The organism is Thioclava sp. F28-4 (assembly GCF_002020045.1).
In the GTDB taxonomy this organism is placed as follows: Bacteria; Pseudomonadota; Alphaproteobacteria; order Rhodobacterales; family Rhodobacteraceae; genus Thioclava; species Thioclava sediminum.
Genome location: NZ_MPZQ01000005.1, coordinates 127,092 through 138,965 on the forward strand (window position 1 = coordinate 127,092; position 11,874 = coordinate 138,965).

Consider the following 11,874-nt stretch of genomic DNA (forward strand, 5'->3'; position numbering starts at 1 on the left):
TGGCTAGTTGACCGTCTCCGTCTCCCTTTGACGGACCGAGGCAGTTTCCTCCGGCTCGGGAAGGTCGGTTTCATAGAAAGTATAGCTCAACGTGATCGCGTGAATCCGCTTCGCATCGGCATCCTCGACGATGTCGGGATCAACGAAGAAGCTCACCGGCATCTGCACCCTCTCCCCGGGTTGCAGCACCTGTTCGGTGAAGCAGAAACACTGGATCTTGTCGAAATAGTAGCCAGCCACGTCGGGCGAGACATTGTAGCTCGCCGTGCCCGCGATCGGATGATCGGTCGGGTTGTAGGCCTCGTAGAAGGCGAGCCCGTTCTGCCCGATCTTCAGTTTCATCTCGGTCTGGACCGGCTTGAACTCCCACGGCATGCCGCGCGCGACATTGGCGTCGAAACGCACGAGGATCTCGCGGTCGAGCACTTTGTCGGGCAGCACTTCGGCGGTGTTGGTCGTGCCGCCATAGCCGGTCGTCTTGCAGAACCAGTTGTAGAACGGCACCGCAGCCCAGGCCCCTGCCCCCATCACGACGATCACCGCGAGCAGCGAAAGCAGCACGCGGGTGTTCGACCGATCTGCGGGGCGTTGGGTCATTGCTGCGCCCCTTCCGCCGGCAGCACGGAGGCGCGCGGCTGGTGGTCGTAGGCTTCCATCTTCGAGCCGTTCTCGACCTTGACCACGGTCAGACCGAAGACGATTGCGACGAACCCGAGAAGAACCGCGCCCAGCCCCGCATTGCGCGAGAACCGACGGATATGAAGGTCACTGTCCCGGGTGATTGCCATCGCTTACCAGACTCCCAAACCGATATAGCTCAGCCCCGCTTCGGCCAGCAAAGCCGCGAAATGCGCGAAGAGGTAGATGAGCGAGAAATAGAAGAAGCGCTTCTCGACCGCGTATTTGTCGGCCTCCGCCTGCGCTTCGGTGCGGGCATGGATCTCGATCGCGCCCTTGATGAACAGCGCATTCATGATCAGCGCCGTCGCGAAATAGACCGGGCCGCCGATCGAGGTGAAACCGGTGCCGACCGCGATGGGGGCGAGAATGAAGGCGTAGAACAGGATGTTCTTGCGCGTCACCACCCGACCGTGGGTCGAGGTCAGCATCGGCACTTTCGCCTCGTCGTAATCGGCCTTCATGAACAGCGCGAGCGACCAGAAATGCGGCGGCGTCCAGAGGAAGACCAGAAGGAACATCGCCACGGATTCGATCGAGATACCGCCCGTCGACACGGCCCAGCCGATCATCGGAGGGAAAGCGCCCGCCGCGCCGCCGATCACGATGTTCTGCGGCGTCGCGCGCTTGAGCCACATCGTGTAGACGACGACGTAGAAGAAGATGGTGAAGGCGAGGAACAGGCCCGAGAAGATATTCGTGGCCAGCGCCAGCATCACGCAGGAGATGCCCGACAGCGCGAGGCCGAAGCCCAGCGCCTCGCGCTCCGACACGCGGCCCGCCGGGATCGGACGGTTCCGGGTGCGGCGCATAATCCGGTCGATATCCGCGTCATACCACATGTTCAGCGCGCCCGAGGCACCGCCGCCCAGCGCGATGAACAGGATCGCGACGAAGCCCACGAAAGGATGCACCGGATTCGGCGCCACCACGAGGCCGACGAAGGCGGTGAAGACCACCAGCGACATCACGCGCGGCTTCAGAAGCGCGATGTAGTCGCCGAACCGCGCCTCGTTGTCCTGTTGGCGGATATAGCTGATGTCACTCATGAAAGCGTCCCTCGGGTGTTATCGCACAATGAATTCAGTTCTGTGCGACCCGAACCGCGCCATCCGTCTCGACCGAGGCGAAGTCATTCTTCGCACGCTCAAGCCAGTTAGCGTAAACTTCCGGTGAGACAACTTTGACCACGATGGGCATGTAAGCGTGGTTGGTGCCGCAAAGCTCCGAACACTGGCCGAAATACACACCTTCTTGATCGGCCTTAAACCACAATTGCGCGATCCGGCCCGGCACGGCGTCCTGCTTCACGGCGAAGGCGGGCACGGTCCAGCTGTGAATCACGTCCGCGCCAGTGACTTGCACGACGATCGTCTTGCCCGCGGGCACCACCATCGCGTTGTCAGCTGCCAGCAGATATTCGTCGGGCGCATAGCCATGATCTGCGAGCTCGTCTTTCGCCAGCATCAGCGAATCGAACGCCACGCCCTCATCGGGGTATTCGTAGCCCCAGTACCACTGGTAGCCGGTCACCTTCACGGTGATGTCGCCTTCCGGGATTTCCTGCTGATTCCACAGCGCGGGCAGCGAAAACGCCCCGATCGCCACGAGAATCACGATCGGCACGAAGGTCCAGGTGATCTCGAGCGGCGTGTTATGCGTGAAGCTGCGCGGCGTCGGATTGGCGCGGCTGTTGAAGCGCAGGATCGCGTAGATGATCAGTGCGAACACGAAAACGCAGATCGCGGCGATGATCACCAGCAGCATATGGTCGAGCCATTGCTGATCTTCCGCGAGGTTCGAGGACGCGGGCTGGAACCCCGTGCCGCCCAGATGCGGCTTACCGATCACCGGCAGCCCCTTGATCATGTCCTGAGCCGAGGCCTGCCCGGCGACGAGCGTCAACATAACAGCCGACGTGACAGCGGCCGCGATGCCGCGGCCCTTGCTTGCAAAGCGCATAAGTCCCATGTCTCCCTTTTGGCGGCGTTTCTCCCTGCCGCCCGACGGCGTTCGGATCTCCCAAACCGTTCACCGTTGCGTGTTCTCACTTTAAAATCATATTGGGAGGGTGGCGCAAGCAAAAGCTGCGACATTTTGTCAAAATTGATCGCCTTAGCAGGAGTCCAGATGACCAAGCCCGACCGTTTCGCCCCTTTCGAGGACAAGCTCGACCAGGATCGCGCGCTGCATCTGCTGCGTGAAGCGACCGCAGGGGCCGAGGATGGCGAGCTGTTTCTCGAACAGCGCCGGTCCGAGGCGCTGGTCTTCGACGATGGCCGGGTGAAAACCGCCTCTTACGACGCCTCCGAAGGATTCGGCCTGCGCGCGGTGAAAGGCGATGTCGCGGGCTATGCCCATTCGACCGAGATTTCCGAGGCCGCGCTGAAGCGCGCGACAGAGACGGCGCGACTGGCCGTGGGCGATGGCGGCGGCACGATGGCACCGCCACCCAAAGGCACCAACGCACATCTATATAGTGACACCGATCCCGTCTCGGACACGCCCTTCGCCGCGAAGATCGACATCCTGCGCGAGATCGACGCGTTCGCCCGCGACCTCGACCCGCGCGTGGTTCAGGTCTCGGCCTCGATGGCGGCGAGCCTGCAGGAAGTGTTCATCCTGCGCCCCGAGGGTGGGCTGGTCTCGGATATCCGCCCGATGGCGCGGATCAACATCTCGGTCATCGTGGAAGAGAACGGACGCCGCGAATCCGGCGGTCATGGCGGCGGCGGGCGGTTCGGCCTGTCGGGCCTGATCGAGCCCGCGCATTGGCAGCCGGTCGCGCGCGAGGCGCTGCGCTTCGCGCTGGTGAACCTGCGCGCCGAGCCCGCACCTGCGGGGGTGATGGATGTGGTGCTTGGGCCGGGCTGGCCGGGCGTGTTGCTGCACGAGGCGGTGGGCCATGGTCTGGAAGGCGACTTCAACCGCAAGAAATCCTCGGCCTTCGCCGGGCTGATGGGGCAGCAGGTGGCGGCGAAAGGCGTCACCGTGCTCGATGACGGCACGATCCCCGACCGGCGCGGTTCGATCACGATCGACGACGAGGGCACGCCTTCGGGCAAGAACGTGTTGATCGAGGATGGCGTGCTCGTGGGCTACATGCAGGACCGCCAGAACGCGCGCCTGATGGGCGTGGAGGCCACCGGCAACGGGCGGCGCGAGAGCTTTGCCCATGCCCCGATGCCGCGGATGACCAACACCTATATGCTGGGCGGCGATGCCGATCCGGGCGAGATCCTCGCCGATCTGAAGGACGGCATCTATGCGGTCGGCTTCGGCGGCGGTCAGGTCGACATCACCAATGGCAAGTTCGTCTTCAACTGCACCGAAGCCTATCGCGTGAAGAACGGTGTCGTCGGCGCGCCGGTACGCGGGGCTACGCTGATCGGCGACGGGCCGACCGCGATGCAACATATCCGCGCCATCGGCAACGACCTCGCGCTCGATCCCGGCATCGGCAATTGCGGCAAGGCGGGCCAATGGGTGCCGGTGGGCGTCGGCCAGCCGACCCTGATGATCGGCGGGCTGACCGTGGGCGGCTCTGCTGCGTAGACGATTCGCCGACGGGCGTGGGGGAGATGATCCGGAAGGTCCTCCCCCGTGGCCCCAAGCCGCAAATCGATAGCGCCAAAAATCTGCAACCAAAACGTGAAAAATTTATCCCAAACCCGTCGCGATACGGGGTTTGGTAACGAGTTATTAAGACTAACGCGGCAGAAAGGGTGAGCGATTGAGGCGGAGGGTCGGATGGAAACAGATTTGTTTTCTTACCCCACCCCCTTCACCCCACCCACCACGGAAGAAGATGAACTGCCGGTTCTTCGCCTCATTCGTTCCCGACGTGTCGGACCCACAACCTTCCACAGATTGATCGGTGAACATGGCTCAGCGGCGGCAGCGCTCGCGGCCCTGCCGGAAGTCGCCCGCGCGGCGGGCGTCGCCGATTACATCCCCTGCCCCGAGAAACACGCCCGCGCCGAGATCAAGGCGGGCAAGGCGACCGGCGCGCGGCTGTTGATCCATGGCGGGCCGGGCTATCCCGCAGCGCTTGCCGGGATTGACGACGCGCCGCCCGTACTCTGGGCGCTCGGTCAGCTGGAATTGCTCACCCGCCCGATGATCGCACTGGTCGGCGCGCGCAATGCCTCTTCGCTGGGGCTGCGCATGGCGAAGCGGCTGAGCGAAGGTCTGGGCGCGGCAGGCATCTGCGTGGTCTCCGGGCTGGCGCGCGGGATCGACGCCGCCGCCCATGAGGCCGCCCTGCCCACGGGCACGATCGCAGTGCAGGCGGGGGGCATCGACGTGATCTATCCGCAGGAGAACATGGCGCTCGCCCAACAAATGGCTGAGACCGGACTGCGGCTGACCGAGGCCCCGCCCGGCACCCAGCCGCAGGCGCGCCACTTCCCCGCGCGCAATCGGATCATCTCGGGGCTGAGCGCAGGCGTCGTCGTGGTCGAGGCGGCGCTGAAATCGGGCAGCCTGATCACCGCACGCGACGCCCTCGATCAGGGGCGGGAGGTCATGGCCGTGCCGGGCCATCCGATGGACGGGCGCGCAGGCGGCTGCAATGCGCTGATCCGCGACGGAGCGACCTTGGTGCGCGGGTCCGAGGATGTGCTGGCCGCGCTGAACGCCCGCGCGGCGCCACCCGAACCGCGGCCTGCGCCAAACCCTCCGCCAACGCGCCGCGCCGTGAAAAGCGGCGATCTCGGCGCGAAGATCCTCGAACGGCTCGGCCCGTCCCCCACCGCCGAGGATCAGGTGATCCGCGATCTCGACGTGCCCGCGGCGGCCTTCTCGCAAGCCCTCACTGCGCTCGAAATCGAAGGCCGGATAGAGCGGCATCGCGGCGGCCTGATCAGCCGTCCGCTCTAAGGGGGAAGGGATTACCTCAGGGTCAGGACGCATTGACAATTCGCCCCAAACGCCCACATGTTCCGCGCCCAGACCCTTTTTGCACTGAATAGTGAGGACCTTATGGCTGTTGTTGTCGTCGAATCCCCTGCCAAGGCCAAGACGATCAACAAGTATCTAGGGTCTGACTACACCGTGCTCGCCTCTTTCGGCCACGTTCGCGATCTGCCTCCGAAGGATGGCTCGGTCGATCCCGAGCACGATTTCGAGATGAAATGGGAAGTCGCGAGCGACTCGAAAAAGCACATCAAGGCGATCACCGACGCGCTGAAAGATGACGACACGCTGATCCTCGCAACTGACCCCGATCGCGAAGGCGAAGCGATCTCGTGGCACCTGCAGGAAGCGCTGGAGAAGAAGCTCAAGGGCAAGAACGTCTCGCGCGTCACCTTCAACGCGATCACCAAGAGCGCAATTCAAGAGGCGATGAAACATCCGCGCGATGTCGATGCGCCGCTGGTCGAGGCCTATCTGGCCCGCCGCGCGCTCGACTACCTCGTGGGCTTCAACCTCTCGCCGGTCCTGTGGCGCAAGCTGCCCGGCGCGAAATCGGCGGGCCGTGTGCAGTCGGTCTGCCTGCGCCTCATCGTCGAGCGCGAGATGGAGATCGAAGCCTTCAAGCCGCGCGAATACTGGACGGTGAAAGTGATCCTGACGACGCCGCGCGGTCAGGAATACGAGGCGCGCCTGTCGGTTCTGGGCGGCAAGAAGCTCGAGAAATACGACCTCGAGAACGAGACCGCGGCCGAGATGGCGGTGCAGGCGATCACGTCGCGCGATCTCAGCGTGACCTCGGTCGAGGCGAAACCCGCCAATCGCAACCCCTACCCGCCCTTCATGACCTCGACGCTCCAGCAGGAAGCCAGCCGCAAGTTCGGCTTCGGCGCGCGGGCCACGATGTCGGCGGCGCAGCGTCTCTATGAAGCGGGTCACATCACCTATATGCGGACCGACGGCATCGACATGGCCCCCGAGGCCGTGATGCAGGCCCGCGATGCGATCAAGGACAAGTTCGGCGACAGCTACGTTCCGAAGTCCCCGCGGATGTACAAGAACAAGGCGAAGAACGCGCAAGAAGCGCACGAATGTATCCGCCCGACGGATATGTCGAAATCGCCCGACAAGCTGAAGCTCTCCGACGATCAGTGGAAACTGTATGATCTGATCTGGAAGCGCACGATCGCGTCGCAGATGGAGGCCGCGCGGTTCGAGCGCACGACCGTTCTCGTCGGCTCTGGCGATGAGCAGGTCGAGCTGCGCGCGACCGGCTCCGTCGTCGTGTTCGACGGCTTCCTGAAAGTCTACGATCAGGGCCGCGACGATGACGAGGGCGAAGACAGCAACCGCCTGCCGCAGATTCACGAGGGCGAAGAGGCCAAGAAGGGCGACATCACGCCCGAGCAGCACTTCACCCAACCGCCGCCGCGCTACACCGAGGCGACGTTGGTCAAGCGGATGGAAGAGCTCGGCATCGGGCGCCCGTCCACCTACGCCTCGATCGTCACGACGATTCAGGATCGCGGCTATGTGCGCAAGGACAAGAACCGCCTGATGCCCGAGGATACCGGGCGGCTCGTGACGGCCTTCCTGTCGAATTACTTCAAGCGCTACGTCGAATACGATTTCACCGCCGATCTCGAAGATCAGCTCGACGATATCTCGGCCGGCGATCGCGACTATAAGGAAGTGCTCAAGCGCTTCTGGCGCGATTTCTCGGCGGCTCTGGAAGAGACGTCGGAGCTGCGCATCTCGGAAGTGCTCGACAAGATCGACGAGGTTCTCAGCCCCCATCTCTATCCGCCGCGCCCCGACGGGTCCGACCCGCGCATCTGTCCGCTTTGCGGCAATGGCAAGCTGCATCTGAAGACCGCGCGCTCCGGAGGGGCCTTCATCGGCTGCGGCAACTACCCCGAATGCCGCTTCACCCGGCCTCTGTCGGCGCCCGATGGCGATGACGAGGTGCAGGCGCTCGACGGCAAGGTACTGGGCTATGATGAGGATCAGGCGATCACGCTGCGCGTCGGTCGCTTCGGGCCCTATGTCCAGAAGGGCGAGCCGACCGAGGATGTGCCCAAGCCGCCGCGTGCTTCGCTGCCCAAGGGTTGGAAACCCGAGGAACTCGATCTCGAGAAAGCGCTGCTGCTACTGAGCCTGCCGCGCGAGATCGGCCCGCACCCGGAAGATGGCGAGCTGGTCGAAGCCGGGATCGGGCGCTACGGGCCCTACGTCAAGAAGGGCCGGATCTACGCGAACCTGCCCGAGGTCGACGAGGTCTTCACCATCGGTATGAACCGCGCCGTGGAAGTGATCGCTCAGAAAGCCGCCAAAGGCGGACGTGGCGCGGCCGCGAAACCGCTCAAGGAGCTGGGCGAACACCCCGAGGGCGGCCCGATCGCGGTCATGCCGGGGCGCTACGGGCCTTACGTCAAATGGGGCAAGATCAACGCGACCCTGCCGAAAGAGCTGGAACCGGAATCCGTCACGCTCGAAGACGCGCTTCCGCTGATCGAGGCGAAAGCGGCGAAGAAGGGCGGCACGAAGAAGAAAGCCGCCCCCAAGAAGACAGCCGCGAAAAAGCCCGCTGCTAAGAAACCGGCCGCCAAGAAGACCGCCGCGAAGAAACCCGCGGCGAAAAAGACGGCGACCAAGAAGACCGACGAGGAGTGAGGCCCCCGCGTCCCACTTCCTCTTGGTAAAAAATCCCGGGGGAGCGCGACAGCGCGGGGGCAGAGCCCCTCTCTCTTAAGTCTTGTCGCCCTACGGCGACGGGGGCAGAGCCCCTCCTCCGGTCTATTTACGCGTGAAGTTGATCTTGGCACCCGCCTTCGCCGCATCGCAGCAATTGACTCCCCCCCGCCCCGGCGTCATCTTCACGCGCACATGAGCGGAGGATATCCATGAACAAGATTTACGGTTCCGCGGAAGAGGCCCTGGACGGGCTTCTTTTCGACGGAATGCTGATCGCGGCCGGGGGCTTCGGGCTTTGCGGCATCCCCGAAATGCTGATCGACGCGCTGGTCGAGAGCAAGGTCAAGGACATCACGGTCGCGTCGAACAACTGCGGCGTGGACGGGTTTGGCCTCGGCAAGCTGCTCGATACCAAGCAGATCAAGAAGATGATGTCGTCCTACGTGGGCGAGAACGCGGAATTCATGCGCCAGTATCTGAGCGGCGAGCTCGAGCTGGAATTCAACCCGCAGGGCACGCTGGCAGAGCGCATGCGCGCCGCCGGTCACGGCATCCCCGGCTTCTACACCAAGACCGGCTACGGCACGCAGATCGCCGAGGGTAAAGAGGTGAAGGTGTTCAACGGCGAGCACTACATCCTCGAAGAGGGCATCTTCGCCGACGTTTCCATCGTGAAGGCGTGGAAAGCGGACGAGACCGGCAATGCGATCTTCCGCAAGACGGCGCGCAACTTCAATCCGCCGGCGGCGATGTGCGGCAAGGTCTGCGTGATGGAAGTCGAAGAGATCGTGCCCGTGGGCTCGCTCGACCCCGACTGTATCCACCTGCCCGGCATCTACGTGCACCGCCTGATCCAGGGCGAGCACGAGAAGCGCATCGAGAAAGTCACCACCCGCGAAAAGAAGGAGGCCTGACCCATGGCATGGGATAGAAATCAGATGGCCGCCCGCGCGGCGCAGGAACTCGAAGACGGCACCTATGTGAACCTCGGCATCGGCATCCCGACGCTGGTCCCGAACTTCATTCCCGAGGGCGTGCACGTCACGCTGCAATCGGAGAACGGCATGCTGGGCATGGGCCCCTTCCCCTATGAGGGCGAAGAGGATCCCGACCTGATCAACGCCGGCAAGCAGACCATCACCGAACTGCCCAACACGGTCTATTTCGACAGCTCGATGAGCTTCGGCATGATCCGCGGCGGCAAGATCGCGATGGCGATCCTCGGCGCGATGGAAGTCGCCGAGAATGGCGATCTGGCGAACTGGATGATCCCCGGCAAGCTGGTGAAGGGCATGGGCGGTGCGATGGACCTCGTGGCGGGCGTGAAGCGCGTCATCGTCGTGATGGACCACACCAACAAGCATGGCGACAGCAAGCTGCTGAAGGAATGCACCCTGCCGCTGACCGGCACCGGCGTCGTCAACCGCATCATCACCAATCTCGGTGTGCTCGATGTGGTCGAGGGCGGGCTGAAGATCGTCGAATGCGCCGAGGGCGTCACCGAAGACGAAATCCGCGAAGCGACCGAGGCGACGATCGTCAACTGATCGCCTTCCATAGGCTAGAGACAGAAAGAGCGGCCCTCAGGGGCCGCTCTTTGCCATTTGGGTGACCTGGAAGACGCAGCCGTCGCTCACCAGCTGCGGGCGCGTCGCACAGAGCCCCCGCGCCACGTTCCACGCCGCCAACACCTTCGGCACGTAGTCACGCGTCTCCGCATAGGGCGGCACACCGTCATTCTTCTTCACCGCGTTCTCGCCTGCGTTATAGGCGGCGATGACCATCAGCGGATCGCGGTCGAATTCCTTCATCAGCCAGTCGAGATAGCTCACCCCGCCCGCGATGTTCTGCGCGGGGTCCTTGCTGTCTGCGACGTCGAACCGTTCGGCCGTGGCCGGTATCAGCTGCATCAGCCCCACGGCCCCCGCATGGCTTTGCGCGTCGAAGCGCCCGCCGGATTCCACCGAGATCATCGCCAGCACCAGCGCGGGCGAAACTTCGGTTCCGATGGTGGAGCGCAGAATATCGGTTCCATGGGCGCGCGCGATCTTCGCGAGATCATTGAGCCGCGGCTCGCGCACCCGAGTGCCCTTCGGCCCTTGCGACAGCGCGGAGATCGCCTGATCGAACCGCCCCGCCCGCTCTCCAAGGCGCGGCGAGACCTTGTTCCAATACCACGCGTAATGCGCAGGCGCGCGCGGCGTGGGCGTAGAGGCCGGTGCATCGCCCGTCGCGCTGTCGTCTTTGGCAGGCGCTGTTTCCGGCTCCCAAGGCTGCTTGGCCATCGCGGCAAGCTGGCGCTTCTGTTCCTCAGGGTCGATCTGGATCGTGATGAAGCGCTTGGTGCCGGGCGCAGGCGGCTTGACCGTCTTGGGCTTCACGCTTTTGAACACGGGGGCTGCAGGCTCGGCCCCCACGGGCGCGACCACGGCCACCATCGCACTGCAGAGAATCCCTGCGAAAACCTTGCGCATCTGCGCCACCTGCTCACTGCCTCGCGCGGCTCTCGAGGGCCGCTTTGGCCCGACTATCCCCGAAAACCCGGAAAAATTCCAGAAAATCCGCCCTTTTCAGGCCGACGAATCGTGGTTTGGCGGCCGAAACTCGGACGCAAAATGCAAATCTCACAAAAAGTCAGTTTTTTGTTTCTTTAATTAACAATGACTTAGCACCTTCGTCAGGCAGGATTTTCATTTTCGCGAAATCGCCTGCGATGTGCCCAAATCGCGCCACGTTCCGGGGGCCATATGTCCCCATACCGCGAGACGGAAACCGGCACGGACGCCAACCGAGACCGCGGGGCAGAGACAAACCTTAGGAGAGACACCATGATGAAGTTTTTCAAAATCAAGAAGTTCCACGACGAAGAAGACGGCGCTGTGACCGTTGACTGGGTTGTGCTGACCGCTGCTGTCGTCGGCCTCGGCGCTGCTGCGCTGGCCCTGGTCCGCACCCAGACCGCTGGCCTGTCGGGCAAGATCGCTGAGTACCTCGACGGTGCGGAAGTGACCAAATCTTTCACCGGCACCGAAGTTTCGGGTGGCATGGACAGCGGCTTCCTTCCGACCTCGTCGGACAGCAGCTCGGGTGGCGAAGGCTGATCGTTTCACTACGTCTGATTTTGGACAGGCCGCCCCGGGGCGGCCTGTTTCATATCTACCTCCAGCAACTTCGAGGAAGACAAAAGCGCATTCACGGTTTCGCGGAAAAATCGCGAGCGCGCCCAAATTCCGCCACCTCTTTACGTCAACCCTTTAATACAAACGCTCCGCGTGGAGATTACGAGGCACTGAAATGCGCAGCTTTACATCGAGACTGAAGACCATCCTGTGTGAAGAAGACGGCGCGGTCACGATCGACTGGGTCGTGCTAACATCGTCTCTCGTTGCCCTGGGCTTCATGGCAACCGCATTGATTTGGCAGGAGACCGCCGGCGCATCCGGCAAAATCTCGAAATTCATCGACGAGCAAGAGGTCGTCCCGGCCTTCGCGGTTGAAGAACTCAGCGACGGCTAGACCGGCTAATTCCACGCCGAGACCGTTCATACGACAACGTTTCGCCATTTTTCTCTGCAATTAAACGACTCT

The 11,874-nt window shown here is 63.2% G+C and carries 12 protein-coding genes; 7 read left to right on the plus strand and 5 right to left on the minus strand.

All coding sequences use genetic code 11. The features are described from left to right. Nucleotides 1-3: 3 nt before the first annotated feature. The 4 genes from BMI87_RS12405 to coxB are packed head-to-tail and all read right to left on the minus strand — an operon-like array spanning nt 4 to nt 2,640. Nucleotides 4-597 carry a cytochrome c oxidase assembly protein gene (locus tag BMI87_RS12405; RefSeq protein WP_078521866.1) on the minus strand — a complete coding sequence of 198 codons (594 nt, stop codon included), beginning with the start codon at nt 595-597 and terminating at the stop codon, nt 4-6. Next, on the minus strand, nt 594-788 hold the full coding sequence (locus tag BMI87_RS12410; RefSeq protein WP_078521867.1) for a hypothetical protein: 195 nt from the start codon (nt 786-788) through the stop codon (nt 594-596). The genes BMI87_RS12405 and BMI87_RS12410 overlap by 4 nt, the downstream gene beginning before the upstream one ends. Nucleotides 789-791: 3 nt before the next feature. After that, the gene (cyoE, locus tag BMI87_RS12415) at nt 792-1,727 is read right to left on the minus strand and encodes a heme o synthase (protein ID WP_078521869.1); all 936 of its coding nucleotides are present in this window, start codon (nt 1,725-1,727) and stop codon (nt 792-794) included. Nucleotides 1,728-1,761: 34 nt separating this feature from the next. After that, nucleotides 1,762-2,640: a cytochrome c oxidase subunit II gene (gene coxB, locus BMI87_RS12420; protein ID WP_093476891.1), complete on the minus strand. Its 879-nt coding sequence runs from the start codon at nt 2,638-2,640 to the stop codon at nt 1,762-1,764. Between the two features lie 168 nt (nt 2,641-2,808). On the opposite strand from coxB, the gene tldD reads away from it, so the two are divergent. From tldD to BMI87_RS12445, 5 genes are all read left to right on the plus strand, one after another. Further along, complete coding sequence (gene tldD, locus BMI87_RS12425; protein ID WP_078521872.1) at nt 2,809-4,233, plus strand: metalloprotease TldD; 1,425 nt, start codon at nt 2,809-2,811, stop codon at nt 4,231-4,233. Between the two features lie 195 nt (nt 4,234-4,428). Beyond that, nucleotides 4,429-5,559: a DNA-processing protein DprA gene (gene dprA / locus BMI87_RS12430; RefSeq protein WP_078521873.1), complete on the plus strand. Its 1,131-nt coding sequence runs from the start codon at nt 4,429-4,431 to the stop codon at nt 5,557-5,559. A gap of 102 nt (nt 5,560-5,661) precedes the next feature. Next, a complete protein-coding gene (topA, locus tag BMI87_RS12435; protein WP_078521875.1) occupies nt 5,662-8,265 on the plus strand; it encodes a type I DNA topoisomerase in 2,604 nt (867 codons plus the stop codon). 230 nt (nt 8,266-8,495) lie between these two features. Beyond that, on the plus strand, nt 8,496-9,200 hold the full coding sequence (locus BMI87_RS12440; RefSeq protein ID WP_078521876.1) for a CoA transferase subunit A: 705 nt from the start codon (nt 8,496-8,498) through the stop codon (nt 9,198-9,200). Between the two features lie 3 nt (nt 9,201-9,203). Beyond that, nucleotides 9,204-9,833, plus strand: coding sequence for a CoA transferase subunit B (locus tag BMI87_RS12445; RefSeq protein ID WP_078521878.1), 630 nt, complete (start codon nt 9,204-9,206; stop codon nt 9,831-9,833). Nucleotides 9,834-9,869: 36 nt separating this feature from the next. Here the strand turns inward: BMI87_RS12445 and BMI87_RS12450 are convergent, their stop codons facing one another. Then, nucleotides 9,870-10,760, minus strand: a complete 891-nt coding sequence (locus BMI87_RS12450; protein WP_078522119.1) for a lytic transglycosylase domain-containing protein — start codon at nt 10,758-10,760, stop codon at nt 9,870-9,872. A 354-nt stretch (nt 10,761-11,114) separates the two neighbouring features. On the opposite strand from BMI87_RS12450, the gene BMI87_RS12455 reads away from it, so the two are divergent. Together BMI87_RS12455 and BMI87_RS12460 are read left to right on the plus strand one after the other, a co-directional pair. After that, nucleotides 11,115-11,387 carry a hypothetical protein gene (locus tag BMI87_RS12455; RefSeq protein WP_078521880.1) on the plus strand — a complete coding sequence of 91 codons (273 nt, stop codon included), beginning with the start codon at nt 11,115-11,117 and terminating at the stop codon, nt 11,385-11,387. Nucleotides 11,388-11,580: 193 nt separating this feature from the next. Then, entirely contained in the window at nt 11,581-11,802 is a 222-nt protein-coding gene (locus BMI87_RS12460) for a hypothetical protein (protein WP_078521882.1), read from the plus strand. The last annotated feature ends 72 nt before the right edge of the window (nt 11,803-11,874 follow it).

Bases quoted from the DNA above. Each gene is read 5' to 3' on its own strand.
- cyoE (WP_078521869.1), bottom strand. From the start codon at position 1,727: ATGAGTGACATCAGCTATATCCGCCAACAGGACAACGAGGCGCGGTTC.
- tldD (WP_078521872.1), top strand. From the start codon at position 2,809: ATGACCAAGCCCGACCGTTTCGCCCCTTTCGAGGACAAGCTCGACCAG.
- BMI87_RS12445 (WP_078521878.1), top strand. From the start codon at position 9,204: ATGGCATGGGATAGAAATCAGATGGCCGCCCGCGCGGCGCAGGAACTC.
- coxB (WP_093476891.1), bottom strand. From the start codon at position 2,640: ATGCGCTTTGCAAGCAAGGGCCGCGGCATCGCGGCCGCTGTCACGTCG.
- dprA (WP_078521873.1), top strand. From the start codon at position 4,429: ATGGAAACAGATTTGTTTTCTTACCCCACCCCCTTCACCCCACCCACC.
- BMI87_RS12405 (WP_078521866.1), bottom strand. From the start codon at position 597: ATGACCCAACGCCCCGCAGATCGGTCGAACACCCGCGTGCTGCTTTCG.
- BMI87_RS12410 (WP_078521867.1), bottom strand. From the start codon at position 788: ATGGCAATCACCCGGGACAGTGACCTTCATATCCGTCGGTTCTCGCGC.
- BMI87_RS12460 (WP_078521882.1), top strand. From the start codon at position 11,581: ATGCGCAGCTTTACATCGAGACTGAAGACCATCCTGTGTGAAGAAGAC.
- topA (WP_078521875.1), top strand. From the start codon at position 5,662: ATGGCTGTTGTTGTCGTCGAATCCCCTGCCAAGGCCAAGACGATCAAC.
- BMI87_RS12440 (WP_078521876.1), top strand. From the start codon at position 8,496: ATGAACAAGATTTACGGTTCCGCGGAAGAGGCCCTGGACGGGCTTCTT.
- BMI87_RS12450 (WP_078522119.1), bottom strand. From the start codon at position 10,760: ATGCGCAAGGTTTTCGCAGGGATTCTCTGCAGTGCGATGGTGGCCGTG.
- BMI87_RS12455 (WP_078521880.1), top strand. From the start codon at position 11,115: ATGATGAAGTTTTTCAAAATCAAGAAGTTCCACGACGAAGAAGACGGC.